Source organism: Aggregatimonas sangjinii (assembly GCF_005943945.1).
In the GTDB taxonomy this organism is placed as follows: Bacteria; Bacteroidota; Bacteroidia; order Flavobacteriales; family Flavobacteriaceae; genus Pelagihabitans; species Pelagihabitans sangjinii.
Map to the genome: position 1 here is coordinate 4,166,180 of NZ_CP040710.1, position 15,952 is coordinate 4,182,131.

The window sequence follows — 15,952 nt, forward strand, 5'->3', positions numbered from 1 at the left end:
AGCACACTATCATGAATTATTTACGTCAATTATCGGTCTTCATCTTACTCCTTATAGCTTGGCCTGCTGCAATGAGCGGGGCAATTGAAGTTGTGCACAATAGTGGAATTCACAGTGGCTATTTTCAAGCTGCCCCGCAGGAACTTAAAGGTAAAGTTACCGACGCGACGACTGGAGAGACGATTCCCTATTGTAATATTAAGGTAGCCTCATCCACTATGGGTACGGCCACCAATGAACTTGGCGAATTTATTCTTGAAGTGGACAGTTTCCCCGCAACCTTGACATTTTCACATGTCAATTATGAAACCTATCGAGTGAAAGTTTCCAATAATTCCGATTTAAATATATCCTTAATACCCTTAACCACCGTTTTGGATGAAGTTGTTGTATCGGCTTCCGAACGAGATGTACTGGCCTTGAACTTGGCAAAAAAAGCCTTTCTAAAAGCGGAGAACGATGCTGAGAACGATTTGTACGGTCGGGCATTCTACCGGCAAAAGTCAAAAAATGGGGAAAACTATTCGGAGTTTTCCGAAATCTTCTACGATATACGCTACGGTTCCGCAGGAATCAAGAATTGGAGTATCGTAGAAGGCCGTTATGCCCTTAACGAAAATGCGGTAATCAACCGAAACTACACCTCCTTTTCACGTTTGTTGACCCCGTTGCAACCAAAAACGGACAAGCTCGTATTTCCCTTGCATCCGGACTTTGAGAGGCATTATACGGTCAACGTAAGGGAAATTATCCAATCGGACGATGCCAAGATTGCCATTGTTCATTTTAGCGCCTTGCCTTCCACCACCATTCCCGCATTCAGCGGAGACGTATACATCGATATGAATAGCTATGACATACGAAAGGTTACCGGCGTGCTAAAAAACGATGCCTTTGATATGGCAAAGCTCACTACGAAAAACGCTTCTTGGAAGAATTACGAAATCGCCTACGATATCAACTATAAAATAGACAGTACGAAGCAATCGGTACTAGATTATATCAAAGTTGATCAGTCATTCGATTATTATAAAAACGACAGTCTGCAATACCGTACCTCAACGTCTTCAAATCTCCTGTTTTACGAACATTACCGTTCCAATACCAGAAAAAAATTGGGAGGCCGTCTGCGAAACAATCGCAGTGATTGGAAAAAATTGGATGCTATTGGGTATAACGAACAATTCTGGCTTGACAATCCCATCGTAAAACGAACTCCCGTAGAGGAAGAGGTCATCAACGCCTTTGAAAAAAAGGAAGCATTCAACAGCGTTTTTCTCAATAGTTCTGACAATCTCGCCTTGATGGATTTGAACATTGCGCAAGACCCCTTTATCATCGCCTTGACACAGGATATCAATGATTTTCGCAATTATAATCCCGTCGAAAAGGTATTCCTGCACACCGACAAAGAACTACTTGCCGAGGGGGAAGACCTTTGGTTTAGTGCCTATGTCGTTCTGGGCTCGAATCATGAGTACTCCGGCGCAAGCAGTGTTTTCCATGTTGATTTGATTGGTCCGGATTCCAAAATCGTTATAGCGCAAACCCACCCATTGCGCGATGGTCGCGGTTCTGGAAACCTACAGTTGCCTAAAAACCTCCCCTCAGGCAGGTACCAATTGCGGTCTTATACGCAATGGATGCGCAATTTCAATCCTGACTTCTTTTTTAAAAAAGAGATTGAAATTATCAATGAAAATGATAGTCAACCTTCTCAAACAGTTGCCGAAGGACCTATCGACCTTCAATTTTTTCCCGAAGGAGGTCATCTGGTAGCGGATCTCCAGGCTAAAGTAGCTTTCAAAGCTGTTGGGAGCGATGGCCTTAACGTAAAAATCAAAGGAAATATTATCGACAGTTCGGGAAAACAGGTAGCGCTGCTATCGACTTTGGATAGAGGGGGAGGTTTCTTTTCATTACGACCGGAGAAAGGGGAAACATACACGGCCGTTTTAGAAGACGGAACGCGATATGAATTGCCAGCAGCCCTAGAAAACGGTTACGGTCTATTGGCCGATAACTTAAATCCGAACACGGTACGGTTAACAATACAGGCAAGCGAGGCGTTGCGAAATAATAGCTTCTACCTCGTCGCGCATTCGAGGCAGCGCCAATACTATCAAGGCAAGTTTGAATTTGGTAACGAAAAAGCCCTTCGTTTGGAAATCCCTAAAACTAGGATTCCTGGTGGAGTTCTTACCATTACTCTTTTTGACAGCGATGGTAAACCTTGGTGCGAACGGGCTATTTTCATTACCAGCCAACAGGAATTGGATATCGAAACCAATACGGAAAAGTTACTTTTGGAAACAAGGGAGAAAGTAACATTTCAAGTCACGATTACCGATACCAACGGGCAGCCCGTCGCCACGGAATTTTCGGTCGCCATTACCGACAAAGGCCAAGCCGCGCGTGATACAGGTTCAGGCACCATATTGACCCAATTGCTACTCGAAAGTAATATAAAGGGGCATGTAGAAAATCCAGGTCTTCTTTTTTCAGATCAGGAAAGAGGCACATTACGTGCGCTAGACCTTGTCATGCTTACCCACGGTTGGCGAAAATACAATTGGCTGGCGCTCTCGAAGACCTCGAACGACGAAAAGAAATATCCCTTTGCCAAGGGGCTTCCGATAAGCGGAACCGCCAAAAAGCCTAGTGGAGCGCCACTCAAAAACACCGTCTTGAGGGTAATCGCCAAAGCGGATGATCGTCTGGGCGTGCTATCTACGCAGACCGAGGTGGACGGTACATTTGAACTAACCGATTTCAATTTAGAAGGCGAAACGACCTTGGTTTTCAATGCTTTTGATAGCGCTGATAAACCGATTGACCTGAATGTCACGCTGAACGAATTCACCAACGAATTGCCCTCGGCCGAATTTAGTAGCAGCACCGTACGTACAGATACCGAAGAAATAAGGGACTACCAGACCTACGCGACTACCCGTAAGAAATCGGATTCCATTTTTAACTTTGAAAATGTGACGAAACTTGAAAATGTCACGGTGGTAGACAAGAAAAAGGAAAAGCGCGCTGATAGTCCCTCTCTCTATGGAGTCGTTCCGGATCTTACAGTGTACGCTGATGATCAAAGGCCCCTAGTCGATATTTTTCAGTTGCTCAGGGGAGTTCCAGGGTTAAGGGTCTCCGGTACAGGCTTCGATAGTGAAATAAGTATCCGAAATGGTGGCAGCCCACTCTGGATAGTTGATGGAGTACCCTTCTTTGCTGATGCATTTAATCCAAACCAGTCTTTTAACGGTGAAAGTAATGGGGGAACGGGCACTGCTCCGCCTCCAGGATTTACCGAAGGGCGGGGCGGAGTTGAAAATGTAGCAGGTACAGGCTCGGCGACCAGAACACCTTCGGCACCGGTTCCTGATCTCATTAAAACATTGGATGTTTTGTCGATCGATAGGATAGAGGTGCATAAGGCAGGAACCGCTTCCATGATTTCGGGATTGAGAGGCCAAAATGGCGTTATTATCGTGTATACCAAATCAGGGGCGCAACCAGCAATCGATAAGGTTGAAGCACCTACGCTTAAAGTACAAGGACATTCGATGACCAAGGAATTCTACTCTCCAAAGTACGACGTTCCGCTTGATGTTCACAAAACTCCCGATTACCGTGCGACATTGTATTGGAATCCGAAGATGAGCACCGATGCAAATGGAAAAGCCACTATCGAGTTTTATAATTCCGACCTGGCCAAGGAGATTCAAGTTTCAATCGAAGCTTTATCGCCTGATGGGATTGCCGGTGCTGTATTAAAATCATTCGGAGGTCAATAATCAATCTGAAAATTTTAAGAGAGTACTTTAAAAGATGCAGGCTGTATTTTCTATCGCCGGATGAGTCGAGATTTTTCTAGAGGTTATTCCAAAATATCCAACAGTTCTACATCAAAAATCAATACTGCAAAAGGCGGTATGGTACCTCCACCGGCACCCCTTTCGCCGTAGGCCAAATCATAGGGAATATACAATTTCCATTTCGACCCGACCGACATCATTTGTAAAGCTTCCGTCCAGCCTTTAATAACTCCGGTTACCTTGAAATCTATGGGTTCGCCCCTTTCTACAGAGCTATCGAACACCTTACCGTCGGGGAACATTCCCGTGTAATGTACTTTTACCTTATCGGCGACCGTCGGCTTGGCTCCCTCTGTGGCCTTGATAATCTCATACTGCAGACCACTATCGGTAGTTGTTATTTCCGGTCTTTTGGCATTTTCGGCCAAGAATCGGGCGCTCTTCTCCTTCAGTCTTTTATTTCGTTCCTCCTCCAATTTGGTCATGGTTGCCCGCATTGTGGTATTGGCTTCTTGGACGCTTATTTTTTCAGTACCGTTCATTACATCTTTTAAGGCAATGGAAAACGCATTGTAGAAAAGAGAGTCTACTCCCGAATCTTTTAAATCGCTTCCGATACTCACCCCCATGGCATAGCTGAAGCTGTGTAAATCGTCGTTCATATTCATTTCCTGAGTTTGCCGTAGGGAATCCCACTTTTTTTGCATCGCTGTCTTTTGGGCTTGCAGCAAGGCTACTTGCTTTATAAGCTCTTTCTTTTTTTGTGCAAGACCTGTTACTCCAAAGAGCACCGCAGTAAGAAGGATAATCGAATTTTTCATGAAAATTAGGATTGTGGTTTTCTATTTTAGGCGAAAGATACTAACTCTTTTAAAACTGTTCGCTTTGTTAAGAACAGACCGATTGGTCGGTTACCCGCTTCGCCCTTAATTTACAATTCATAATCAAGCTGGATTTAAGGTGGTATTTTATCGATGAACGCCCATATTCGTTCAATTATTTAAGCACAATTGTCTTGTACAGACCAGATGGTTTGTAACTGGATTTGTACTCCCGACAGGCCATGGAATATATCCTACCGTTAGACGCTCTTAACCGATTTCTTAAACTCCAATTTCGCTATTTGCATGTGCTTAAATTTCATTTTCTATATGGCCTCGAACAACTTTCCGGGCAAGGGTCGAATCACTCCTTTCATTTCCATATTTAAAAGGGTCGAGGAGACTTTGAAAATAGGTAGCTGGCATTCCAAGGCGATGCTATCCAATTGCTGTTTCCCTTTTTTTTGCAAATAATCGTAGATAGTCTGTTCGTCACCCTCCAATTCGACAAACAGTTGTTTTTGAACCGTTTTCTGCTGTTGTTCGATATCCCATCCCAACATATAGAGCAAGTCTGCCGCCGAGGTAATCATGTGCGCCTTTTGCTGTTTGATCAAATTATTACACCCTGTGCTGTAGTTGTCTTTTGCACGTCCTGGAAAGGCAAAGACATCCCTATTGTAGCTATTGGCAATATCTGCGGTTACCAGACTTCCTCCTCTTTCTGCGGATTCGATGACAATGGTCGCCTCTGCCATACCGGCGATAATACGATTGCGTTTGAGGAAATTTTCCCTATCCGGGTTGCTCGTACTCCAGAATTCAGTCATGAAACCGCCATTCTTTTCAATATCAGAGGTGTATTTGGCGTGTACCTTGGGGTAAATTTGATTGAGCCCATGCGCTAGGCAGCCTATCGTCTGCAAATCGTGTTTCAGGGCCGCACGCTGTGCACAAATATCCACTCCATAGGCAAATCCGCTAACGATAATCGGATTTAAAGGCGACAATGCTTCGATAAGTTCTTCGCAAAGGGCGCTTCCGTAGCTGGTAATTTTACGGGTGCCCACGATGCTAATGATCTTCCGCCCTTCAAGGTTGATGTTCCCCCTTTTGAACAACAGTACGGGACCATCGATACAATGTTTCAGGTAATTGGGATAATCCGGATCGGTAAAATAGGCGTAGGCGATATCATTATCCGTGATATATCGCAATTCGGCTTCGGCCGCCTCACGGTGTTCAGCATCATGCAAACCCCGCACCGTATACGTACCAACGCCATCGATTTTTTGAAGTTGCTGTAATTTGTCGGTAAAAACAGCGGCAGGACTACCGCAGTGCGAAATCAGTTTTTTGGCCGTCACGTCCCCGATGTTGGGCGCATGCTGAAGTCTTAGCACCGCTAATAGTTCATTTTCAGTCATTTAAATCCTTTTTTACACATTATTTTATCCGTGCTTGAATTTTAGCGATAACTCTAGTTAAGATAATCACCCCTATAAAATCAAAAATGACCCAGGAACATCCAAATCGTAAATTCTTCAACCGAGTGAAAAAATAACTGATTCCTGCCTGCCGGTGAGGCAGGTTCGCTTCAATCCTAAAAGTGTAAATGAGTTCAAAGTTATCCACAAAACACCTCAAATATAATGTTAATAAAAAGTAAAGTGAAGGCTTATAAAACCCCTCTATTTTTTTCATATTTGTCCCGATGGGAGTTGAACACTATCTAAATGAGCTATTATATCGGTATAACTGTGTCGTTATTCCGGGCTTTGGTGCGTTCCTGACGCAGAAAAAATCGGCCGTGTTACACAAGGCGTCGAACACCTTTTATCCACCTACCAAAATCCTATCCTTTAACAAACAATTGACCTCCAATGACGGGCTCTTGGTCTCCTATATGGCGCAAGCCGAGAAAAAAGGCTATGAGGTAATGCTGCGTTCGGTAAACGAAACCGTTAAAACTTGGAATACCGCATTGCAAAAAGGCGAAAGGCTACCACTACCCAATGTTGGTGAGCTTTGGAAGAATTCCGAGGGTAAAATACTGTTTCAACCTTCGGAGAAGGTAAATTACCTTACATCTTCCTTCGGATTAGCTCCTTTCGTATCGAAACCGGTTACCCGCGAAGTGCTCAAAGAGGAAGTGGTTCAGTTGGAAGAAAAGATTCCGTTTACCATAACGCCAGAGGCAAGAAAGTCGACGACCATTCGACCTTATCTGAAGTATGCCGCTATATTTCTATTGGCCCTTTCCACTGGATTGGCCGGCTATACCACTTATCAAAATGGTATCGAAAGTCAGCAAATGGCCCAAGAAGATGCGCAGGAACAAGTCTCCAAACACATTCAGGAAGCCACTTTTTTCGATACTTCGCCCTTAGAACTGCCTGTTTTAAATCTCAACATTGGCGGTACTACCAACAAGTCTTCCACGACTGCAAAAGGTCAAAAAGTACATCATATCATTGCCGGGGCGTTTCGTTTTAAAACCAATGCGGATAAAAAAATACGCCAGCTCAAACGCAGAGGATTCAACCCTTCGTATATCGGCACGAATAAATTTGGCTTGTATATGGTGGCTTATGAGAGTTTTACCGATTCAGAAAAGGCCCTTAGCACCCTCAAAGAAATCAGGCAAAGCCATTCGAAAGACGCGTGGTTAAAGTCGGTTCGATAATTCTACCCTATTAGTGCCCCTTTATATTATTACTTTTCCGGAGTTCAGTACCTTTGCCGAAATTTTAAGCTATGGATACCAAACACCCTAACGATTCGCGTACGATAATGACAGATATCGTTCTCCCTGGTGAAACCAATATTCTAAAAAATCTTTTTGGCGGCGAGCTCCTCGCTCGTATGGATAGAGCGGCCAGCATCGCAGCGGGACGGCATGCCGAAAGTATTACGGTTACCGCAGCGGTTAACCATGTGGCATTTACGCAAGCCGTTCCCTTGGGGAGTGTGGTAACCATAGAGGCCGCAGTTTCAAGGGCATTTTCATCATCAATGGAGGTTTTTATCGATGTATGGATAGAAGACCGTTTTGATGGCAAACGTTCCAAAGCAAATGAGGGCATCTACACTTTCGTAGCACTGGATGCTTCTGGAAAGCCCCGAAAAGTGCCAACACTGGAACCGGAAACACCCCTCGAACAAGAACGTTTTGATGCAGCCTTACGTCGGAAGCAGCTCAGTTTGGTGCTCGCTGGAAAAATGAAACCCAATGAAGCTACCGAACTTCGTGCGTTGTTTATGGACAACTAAAACATAGAGGAAACAATCTGCTTCGGTCAAGTATTTTCAAAAGTCAAAGTTATCGGGATCAGGGCCTGTCCGTTCTCCCCTATCTAGACTATCCAGGTATTTTATATCCGTATCAGCAAGTTCAAAATCAAAAATGTCTGCATTGCTACGAATGCGTTCTTTGTTAACGGATTTAGGGATTGTAACGACTCCCTTTTGAAGGTTGTACCTTAAAATCAGCTGCGCGGCCGTTTTATTATATTTTTCGACCAGTGGATCGCAGAAATCTATTTCGAAGAGTTTGCCTTGCATAAAAGGGGACCACGCTTCGTATTGTATGCCATGGGTAGAACAGTAATCGATCAGCTCTTGTTGTACGAGAAACGGGTGAAACTCCATTTGATTGACCATCGGTGCCACCTCGCTAGCGCCCATCAAGTCTTCCAAATGATGTTCCAGAAAATTACTTACTCCAATGGCGCGAATGAGTTTTTCAGCGTATAGCTTTTCCATGGCCCTCCAAGTTTCCTTATACTTCTCAGTTACTGGCCAGTGGATAAGGTAAAGGTCCAAATAATCGAGCTGTAATCTATCCAGACTCTGCTCAAATGCCCTGAGGGTTTCCTCATAGCCTTGGTCGGCATTCCACACCTTACTCACCACAAATAATTCCGATCGGGCAACATCACTTTCCCGAATACCTTTACCTACGCCTTCTTCATTTTTGTAGATACTTGCAGTATCAATATGCCGATAGCCCATATTCAATGCATGGCGAACGGCATCGGAAACCTCATTTTCATTGTCGGCCATATAGGTACCCAAACCTAAATAAGGCATTTGTACCCCATTTCGCAAGGTAAAACCACCTCCTAAATTCGTTATTTGTTTCATGGTAGTATGTATTTATAATAGGTATAACCATTCCTCCGGATTGAGTTTATCCGTGTCTTCATAAAGGTAGAATTTTAAACGTGTCTGGCCGTTCGACCGATTGGTATAAATCAGCCCCAGTTCGGTTTTCACATCTACGACATCGCCTTTTTTCACATATAGTTCAGAGAGATTGTAATAGGTACTAATGTAGTTCCCGTGTTTTACCTGTACGCCCTTTTTCCCGCCGGGAACGGACAGGATGGCAATGACTTCACCCTTAAAAATCGATCGGGCCTTGGTGCCTTCATCGGTCGCGATGATTACTCCATTGCTTTCGTGTTTAATTCCAGGATACACGGCATCGTTGTACACCCCGAAGCCCTGACTTTTAATTCCCTTGTCAACGGGCCAGATCAGTCGGCCCTTGTTCGCGGAAAAATTATTGGCAATGATGGTCGCCTCCGGTGTTAAAACGAACTTAGAGGTACTTTTGGTTTTGATTCCCGATGCTTTATTCGCGGCTAAAATGGCTCTTTTGATAACTTCCTCGATTTGCTTGTCTATCTTTTTGGCCTCCTTTGTTTTTTGCTGTACCTGCGCTGCATACTGGCTTTCATTTTGTCGTATCGAGCCCAATAATGCCTTTTGAACTTTCATTTCGCGCATCAATTGTGCTTTTGCCTTTTTGTTCTGTGCGATCAAGGCGTCCTTTTTCTTGCGTTGTTCAATAAGATCGGAGTTCAATTGCGTCAATTGCTTGGTTTTTTCCTGAATTTGCTCGCCTTGTTCCCGCCTGTAATCGGTATACTGCTTCATATATTGCAACCGCTTAAACGCTTGAAAAAAGCTTTCGGACGATAACAAGAACATTAATCTATTCTGCTGGGAACGGTTTTGGTAAGACTTCTGAATAATGGTCGCGTATTCTTCTTTGAGTGACGTCAAATCGCCTCGTAATTCAGAAATACTATTGACGTTGGTATTGATCTGTCTGTTCAGAAGATTGGATTCTTGATCGCTTACCTTGATCAATTCTTGGCTGACATTTATTTTTTTGTCCAAGGCTTCCATCTGATCGAGAACAGTTCCTTTTTCCTTTTTTTTCGCGAAAAGCAGTCGATTGATTTCGGCGATTTCCTTTTGAAGGCGTTCCCGTTTGGCCTCTAATGACTTTTGCTCGCCCGTTTGGGCAAAAGCCAAGCATCCAACGAACAAGAAAAGTAAGGTGGTACGGAAAGTAATATGTAACGAATTATAAATCAACCTCTTTCAAAACGATTTCTTTAAAACCATTTGGTATTTTATATGGAAATCTGAGTTCTTGGTCAAACTCGATATTGCGGTATTCAATGGCAATCTTACTTTGCACGTTCCCATCAGTAGCGGCGATATCAATTAGGTTAGGGAGTATCCAGTTACCGATTTTCTGGTAATTGGTATAATTGATCTGCAACAGCCTTTTTTTCAGCGGTTGCGAAAGCTGCTGCGATGCCATTTTAAAGTTTTTGGGTTCTATTTGGAAAAGGATTTTGAACAGCTCGGCCGCTTTTTTGGGTTTCAGTTGATAGCTGTCATTGGCAATCTGTGTGTCGTACTTACCTTCTTTCAAATCGATAAGCGCCTGCCCCAACAAAAGGTTCTGTACCTGATTGAAATCGAGTTCGGTGCCTAGCATGTTACTTAAAAAGGTAAAATCGCCGTCAAAATATTCGTTCTGAAGTTTGTTGTAAAACGAAACCCTTCCAGGCGTAATATAAGCCTTTACGATGCCCAAAGGGGCACTGACCCAGATGGCCTTATCCTTTTCCATTCGCAGTGTTAGCGGTACACTTTGCTCGGTACTCCCATCGGAATAGTCGATTTTCAACTTGCCGCGTATCGTTTTAAAGTCCAATTGATTCTGGTAATGCTGCTTAATAATCGTCTTGGCGGTCAAATTGGCATTTACGGTGCCATCCGTGACCACTTTGGTGCTTTTGCACGAACTGATGACCAAGAACAGCATAACCGCTGTAAAACTTCCTCTTACTAGGCTGAAAAGTACCTTCATATGTTTAAAATCCAGGTTTTATCTTGCGAAGGTACATATTTGCCTTCACTGAATTATTCATTGCCTTATACGCATCGGAAAGGGCGGTGTAAAACTTATTCTCCAACGAAATATCGCCCAACATATAATCCAGGCCAGCCTCCAAAATTACAATGGCTTCACGGTATTTCCCTTTTTGGTTCAGGGCATAGCCATTGGCATAGTAGAAATAAGGTTGCGCAGGATAGGCCTCCAATGCTTCTTCCGATACTTGTAGCAAAAACACGGTGCTATCGGTTGCGAACAGTCCTTCGATACGCATTTTATAGGACATCATCGAGCCTTCCTGTTCGGAATTGGAGGTAGTTGAAAAAGACACTGTTTTTCGTTCCGCCTCTTGTTTCGCAAGGGAATCATTCACCTTGAGCGACAGGTCTTCGCTAAACGGAGATTTACGGACTTCCTTCAAGACATTTCGAGCGGCTTCATAATTACCGCTACGGTAATAAATCAAGGCCAAGTTCTCTTTTAGTTTGGGATTCTCATAGGGGATGTTAGCCAACACACTGTTGAACGAACCACTTTGCACTTGAACGATATCGACCAAGGTCTTCAAGTACCACAAATTCTCCGGGTCGGCGTTTAAAGCGATTATCGCATAATCTTCCGCTAGCGGGAATTGTTTGTCTTTAAGATACACCTTCGCCAATTCATGATCAATGACCCGGTTATCGGCATCCAGTCGTTTGCATTCCAAAAAGAGATTGATGGCCCTATCGTAATTTTCAATTCCTTTTTGCTTTAGGGCCTCGAAAAAGTTTTCCTGAAATTCATCGGTATAGTCCTCGAGGGAAACCTCGGCACTTTCTTCCGCGCGAATTTCGGGGTCGGGTTCTTGAGCATAGTTAATTGACGGAATGAGAAGAAATCCGGTTAACAATAATGTTATGCAAAAACCTTTGTACATATATAATGTCTCGTTCGTTTCGGGAGAACACCCCCCTTTTCCCCTAAGAGGGGGAATACTAAATCGAATTTTCAAACTCAACTTCAAGAATTATAAATCATTGATACTTGAAATTAAGAATTAAAATTAAACCAATTGCTAAACTATTTAATGCCCGTACTCCCAAAACCACCTACGCCGCGAGCAGTTTCGGACAACTCGGTAACCTCGACCCATTTGGCACGTTCGTGCTTGGCAATGACCAATTGAGCGATACGTTCCCCTTCTTCTATCACGAAAGGTTCGTTTGACAAGTTTACAAGAATCACGCCAATCTCGCCCCTATAATCGGCATCAATGGTTCCGGGTGCGTTGAGTACTGTAATGCCTTTTTTGGCGGCCAAACCACTTCTCGGTCGTACTTGGGCCTCAAAGCCAACGGGCAACGCTATAAATAGCCCCGTTTTAATGATAGCCCGCTCTAAAGGTTGTAACGTTACCGATTCCGAAATATTGGCTCTTAAATCCATTCCGGCAGAGGCACCCGTTTCATAATGGGGCAATTGGTGATTCGATTTGTTGATGATGTTGATGTTCATTGTTGTTATTTTTGTGGAAAAGGACGCTAGACTCGTTGCGCTGTTAGAAACAAGAACTTAGACTAAAGGCACTAAAAATTAGTCTTGGCTCTAGATTCTAAATATCTAAGCTCTTTTTTTTATAAATATCTTCCTTAATATATCATTTTCTAATTTATACACCAACCCAAGAAACAAGGCCAAGAAAATGCTCCCGGCGATCAAATTCCTATGAAACACATAAAAGGAAAGGAACGAGAATAGAATAGAAATCGAAAGATAAAATAAGATTTTTCTAAAATTGTAGGGAACGGGATACCGAGACTTTCCAAGGTAATACGAAATGACCATCATACTCCCGTAGGCCATGACGGTCGCTATGGCTGAGGCCATATAGCCGATATACGGAATAAAAATATAATTAATACCAATTGTTATAATCGCTCCGATGACCGATATCAAAGCCCCATAGCGTGTTTTGTCGGTAACCTTGTACCATACGGAAAGGTTATGATAGATGCCCAGAAAAAAGCTGGCCAAAACGATGAGGGGTACAATATCCATTGCCTCCCAGTACGCCTCATCCTGCACAAAAATAACCTTTAGCACATCTGCGAAAACGACCACCGCAAGTAATATGATACTGCCCAATACCACGAAATAATTGGTAATCTGGGCATACGCTTTTTGTGGATTTTCGCTTCCCGCGTGACTAAAGAAAAAAGGTTCGATGCCCATCCGAAATGCCGTGGCGAAAAGTGTCATAAAAAGCCCGAGTTTGTAGCATGCGGAATACATTCCCACCTTGCTCTCCGCAACCGCGGGATCGAGCAAACGCTCTAAAAGAATACGATCGAAGACTTCATTAATCGTAAATGCGATTCCGGCAATCAAAACAGGCCAAGCATATTGCATCATGCTATTCCATAGCACTTTATCAAAGCGATACGTTGTTTTCAGATAAAGCGGCAGCATCAACAAGAATGTCAAACCACTTGCAACCAACATGGAAATAAAGATGTAGGAGATTTCGAAATTAGGCTTGTACATCCAAGAGAAAAAACCATCCGGATTACTTTCCATCATTCTGGGAAGGGCGATAAGGAAAAAAAGATTCAATCCAAGATTTACGGCCACGTTCAATATCTTGATCACCGCATAGCGCATTGGTTTTTCATTGGCTCTGAGCCACGCAAATGGAATCATGACCAGCGCGTCCAGACCCAAAATTATAATCACGTATTTGATATACTTTGAGTCGATTTCCAATAAGCCGGCCATACTATTTTGGAACAATGCCGCTACGAATAGGAAAGCCAAGGTCGAGGCGGCCACCGAAATCAATGAGGTGGAAACGACAGTCTCCTTATCATCCGATTTACTATAAAAACGGAAGAAAGCTGTTTCCATACCGTAGGCAAGAAAGACATTGAAAATAGCAAACCAGGCGAAGATGATACTCACCTCCCCATAGAGCCCAGGAGCCATGACGGAGGTATAAACAGGTACCAGAATAAAAGTAAGCATCCGCGGCAATACCGTAGCCAAGCCATAAATAGCGGTTTGCTTGAACAATTTTTTGAGTGGATTCAATTCCAGTGCGGATTAAGACCCAAAAGTACCTATTTATCACATTGAAACAAAGACAGAACCGCTAATGCACCAAAAGCGATACGTATGCGCCGATGTTATTGCCACTTTAGGATTTCAAATCTTTTAGCATTCGTAGCTCGTTTCGAATTTGCTTTGCAATAAACAAACCCAAAACCACCAAAAGTACAATGGAAGAAATTACAATATAGTTATAGAAACCTTCGGATAAATTTGCCTTAAATGAAGGTAGAAGCACTACGAAACCAACACAATATACTAGAACAATCAGCGGTGTGATGATCAGGTGTATTTTAATCCGGTTTTTATAGTATTTGGTGAGCTGCGCTTTAAAGCGGACCACATCAACGGAGACATTTAAGCTACGTAATCTTCCGATACTGAAAAATTCTATCGCTATACGAATGACCAAAGCCCCGATCATGAGCAACAGACCGATCATGACCGTTTGCACTTTGTATGCGGAAATATAGAAGAAGAAGATAACCAGTATGATTCCGGTACTGGTCAATACGATATTGGCGATACCTTGTTTCTGCTGGATGGAGGCAATTTTTTCCCTTACCCGTCCTGCCCCATCGATTGGAGCCTCTGGTTGAGACTGCTTCTCCCATTCCGATTGTAATTCTTCAAATTCCGTCATTTTGAACACATTTAGTTAAGCTATTTTTAATACGATGTACCCGTACGCGAATCGCTTCATGCGAGAAGCCTATGACCGTAGCGATTTCTTTTTGGGGAAGTCCTTCCAACTCCAACAAAATAATGCCTCTATTCTCCTCGGAAAGTGTATTGATGCACTGGTACATTTTTTTTAGTTGCTTTTCTTTGGATGGCCCTTCTTCTTCCTCAGTTTCAGAATACGTTTCAAGGGCCTTTGCATTATTATGATATTTCTTTTTACGCAACTGTAGCAAACAGGTATTTACGGTAATCCGATAAATCCAAGTTGCGATGCTGGACTCGTTCCGAAAAGTTGCCAAACAGCGCCACACTTTGATGAATACTTCCTGGGCCAAATCCTTCGCCAGCTGTTCATCTCCGTTTACGTAACCCCTGCATATACGTATGACCCGTGGGTAATTCGCTTGATAGATTTCCTCAAAATGGGATGCCTCTTGCTTCATTTAATATTGCAACGCTTTTGTAAGCTGATTTAAAAACCATTCCGGTTGATCGTACATGATAAAATGGGCGGCATCCTCGGCATATTTGATTTTATATTCCGCCAGATTACTGTATTGTCCTTCATAAGTCTTTTTGGCCATTTCCAGACCATAGGGCTTTGTCGCCGCCAAAATAGTGACGGGAATGGTGATTTTCACGATGTCTTCCCTTAAGTCCAATCTTAATAAATCCGTATAACCGTACACATAGGTTTCTCGGTCAGCCATTAGTATCCAATCTTTTAGCTGCTCCTTTTTATGTGGTTTCAAGGTCATTCCCGACGCCATTTGAACGGCCATTTTCTCAAAGGAAGTATCATCCATCGCCAGCATTTGTTGGTTCCATGGACTTTCATACACCATGTTTTCGCTCTTAAAGTTGGGCATCATCAGCGCTCCTGTCGAAGGTAGGGCTTCAACAACAATCAACTTGGAGTACGGATGTTCCTCGTCTATGGCCAACCACAAGCCCAAGGCACCACCAAGACTATGGCCCAGTACAATTGGAGCTTTAAGCTCTTTCTCCTCAACGTAGCGATTGATTGCCTCTTTGATTTTGGGAAGCCATGGTGTTTCAATCGGAGCTACATCCCCAAAACCCGCAAAGGTAAACACATGACATTCGTAGTTTTTCGATAGTTCCGCGACGGTGTCGTCCCAAACGGCTCCCGTACAGGTAAATCCCGGAAATAATAAAACCGGCTGCCCTTCTCCTTTTACCGTCACCTCAAAAGGATGGTCTTGCGCATACAAAAAAGCGGATGAGATAAACATCCACATTACTACTACTTTTTTCAACGTCTGCATATGAAGTTTTTTAGATGATTTTCCTTTTAGATGCATTTTGTCAAA

The 15,952-nt window shown here is 43.3% G+C and carries 14 protein-coding genes; 3 read left to right on the forward strand and 11 right to left on the reverse strand.

Translation table 11 applies throughout. The features are described from left to right. The first annotated feature begins 11 nt into the window (after positions 1–11). Positions 12–3,800, forward strand: coding sequence for a TonB-dependent receptor (locus FGM00_RS17420; RefSeq protein WP_138854146.1), 3,789 nt, complete (start codon positions 12–14; stop codon positions 3,798–3,800). An 83-nt stretch (positions 3,801–3,883) separates the two neighbouring features. Here FGM00_RS17420 and FGM00_RS17425 read toward each other — a convergent pair whose 3' ends face one another. Next, positions 3,884–4,642, reverse strand: a complete 759-nt coding sequence (locus FGM00_RS17425) for an FKBP-type peptidyl-prolyl cis-trans isomerase (protein WP_138854147.1) — start codon at positions 4,640–4,642, stop codon at positions 3,884–3,886. A gap of 326 nt (positions 4,643–4,968) precedes the next feature. Continuing rightward, complete coding sequence (gene dprA, locus FGM00_RS17430; RefSeq protein WP_138854148.1) at positions 4,969–6,069, reverse strand: DNA-processing protein DprA; 1,101 nt, start codon at positions 6,067–6,069, stop codon at positions 4,969–4,971. Between the two features lie 287 nt (positions 6,070–6,356). Between dprA and FGM00_RS17435 the strand changes: the two genes are divergently transcribed. Continuing rightward, complete coding sequence (locus FGM00_RS17435; protein WP_138854149.1) at positions 6,357–7,328, forward strand: HU domain-containing protein; 972 nt, start codon at positions 6,357–6,359, stop codon at positions 7,326–7,328. Between the two features lie 71 nt (positions 7,329–7,399). Beyond that, the gene (locus FGM00_RS17440) at positions 7,400–7,915 is read left to right on the forward strand and encodes an acyl-CoA thioesterase (RefSeq protein WP_138854150.1); all 516 of its coding nucleotides are present in this window, start codon (positions 7,400–7,402) and stop codon (positions 7,913–7,915) included. A gap of 36 nt (positions 7,916–7,951) precedes the next feature. On the opposite strand, the gene FGM00_RS17445 is transcribed toward FGM00_RS17440, so the two are convergent. The 9 genes from FGM00_RS17445 to FGM00_RS17485 all read right to left on the reverse strand — a co-directional run bounded on the left by FGM00_RS17445 (position 7,952) and on the right by FGM00_RS17485 (position 15,907). Then, positions 7,952–8,788, reverse strand: coding sequence for an aldo/keto reductase (locus tag FGM00_RS17445; protein ID WP_138854151.1), 837 nt, complete (start codon positions 8,786–8,788; stop codon positions 7,952–7,954). Between the two features lie 12 nt (positions 8,789–8,800). Then, positions 8,801–9,970 (reverse strand): murein hydrolase activator EnvC family protein, encoded by a 1,170-nt coding sequence (locus FGM00_RS17450; protein WP_236262836.1) that lies wholly within the window; start codon positions 9,968–9,970, stop codon positions 8,801–8,803. Between the two features lie 52 nt (positions 9,971–10,022). Beyond that, positions 10,023–10,820 (reverse strand): lipoprotein insertase outer membrane protein LolB1, encoded by a 798-nt coding sequence (locus FGM00_RS17455; RefSeq protein ID WP_138854152.1) that lies wholly within the window; start codon positions 10,818–10,820, stop codon positions 10,023–10,025. A 4-nt stretch (positions 10,821–10,824) separates the two neighbouring features. Further along, positions 10,825–11,766: a tetratricopeptide repeat protein gene (locus FGM00_RS17460; protein ID WP_175416265.1), complete on the reverse strand. Its 942-nt coding sequence runs from the start codon at positions 11,764–11,766 to the stop codon at positions 10,825–10,827. 143 nt (positions 11,767–11,909) lie between these two features. Next, positions 11,910–12,344 (reverse strand): dUTP diphosphatase, encoded by a 435-nt coding sequence (gene dut / locus FGM00_RS17465; protein WP_138854154.1) that lies wholly within the window; start codon positions 12,342–12,344, stop codon positions 11,910–11,912. A 105-nt stretch (positions 12,345–12,449) separates the two neighbouring features. After that, positions 12,450–13,916, reverse strand: coding sequence for a lipopolysaccharide biosynthesis protein (locus tag FGM00_RS17470; protein WP_138854155.1), 1,467 nt, complete (start codon positions 13,914–13,916; stop codon positions 12,450–12,452). Between the two features lie 106 nt (positions 13,917–14,022). Then, positions 14,023–14,577 (reverse strand): hypothetical protein, encoded by a 555-nt coding sequence (locus tag FGM00_RS17475; RefSeq protein WP_138854156.1) that lies wholly within the window; start codon positions 14,575–14,577, stop codon positions 14,023–14,025. Beyond that, the gene (locus FGM00_RS17480; RefSeq protein ID WP_138854157.1) at positions 14,564–15,061 is read right to left on the reverse strand and encodes an RNA polymerase sigma factor; all 498 of its coding nucleotides are present in this window, start codon (positions 15,059–15,061) and stop codon (positions 14,564–14,566) included. The genes FGM00_RS17475 and FGM00_RS17480 overlap by 14 nt, the downstream gene beginning before the upstream one ends. Then, positions 15,062–15,907 (reverse strand): alpha/beta fold hydrolase, encoded by an 846-nt coding sequence (locus FGM00_RS17485; RefSeq protein ID WP_138854158.1) that lies wholly within the window; start codon positions 15,905–15,907, stop codon positions 15,062–15,064. Between the last annotated feature and the right edge of the window lie 45 nt (positions 15,908–15,952).

Excerpts from the sequence above, each read along its gene's own strand:
- FGM00_RS17440 (WP_138854150.1), top strand. The coding sequence starts at position 7,400 with ATGGATACCAAACACCCTAACGATTCGCGTACGATAATGACAGATATC.
- FGM00_RS17425 (WP_138854147.1), bottom strand. The coding sequence starts at position 4,642 with ATGAAAAATTCGATTATCCTTCTTACTGCGGTGCTCTTTGGAGTAACA.
- FGM00_RS17420 (WP_138854146.1), top strand. The coding sequence starts at position 12 with ATGAATTATTTACGTCAATTATCGGTCTTCATCTTACTCCTTATAGCT.
- FGM00_RS17445 (WP_138854151.1), bottom strand. The coding sequence starts at position 8,788 with ATGAAACAAATAACGAATTTAGGAGGTGGTTTTACCTTGCGAAATGGG.
- dprA (WP_138854148.1), bottom strand. The coding sequence starts at position 6,069 with ATGACTGAAAATGAACTATTAGCGGTGCTAAGACTTCAGCATGCGCCC.
- FGM00_RS17435 (WP_138854149.1), top strand. The coding sequence starts at position 6,357 with ATGGGAGTTGAACACTATCTAAATGAGCTATTATATCGGTATAACTGT.
- FGM00_RS17480 (WP_138854157.1), bottom strand. The coding sequence starts at position 15,061 with ATGAAGCAAGAGGCATCCCATTTTGAGGAAATCTATCAAGCGAATTAC.
- FGM00_RS17455 (WP_138854152.1), bottom strand. The coding sequence starts at position 10,820 with ATGAAGGTACTTTTCAGCCTAGTAAGAGGAAGTTTTACAGCGGTTATG.
- FGM00_RS17460 (WP_175416265.1), bottom strand. The coding sequence starts at position 11,766 with ATGTACAAAGGTTTTTGCATAACATTATTGTTAACCGGATTTCTTCTC.
- FGM00_RS17475 (WP_138854156.1), bottom strand. The coding sequence starts at position 14,577 with ATGACGGAATTTGAAGAATTACAATCGGAATGGGAGAAGCAGTCTCAA.
- dut (WP_138854154.1), bottom strand. The coding sequence starts at position 12,344 with ATGAACATCAACATCATCAACAAATCGAATCACCAATTGCCCCATTAT.
- FGM00_RS17485 (WP_138854158.1), bottom strand. The coding sequence starts at position 15,907 with ATGCAGACGTTGAAAAAAGTAGTAGTAATGTGGATGTTTATCTCATCC.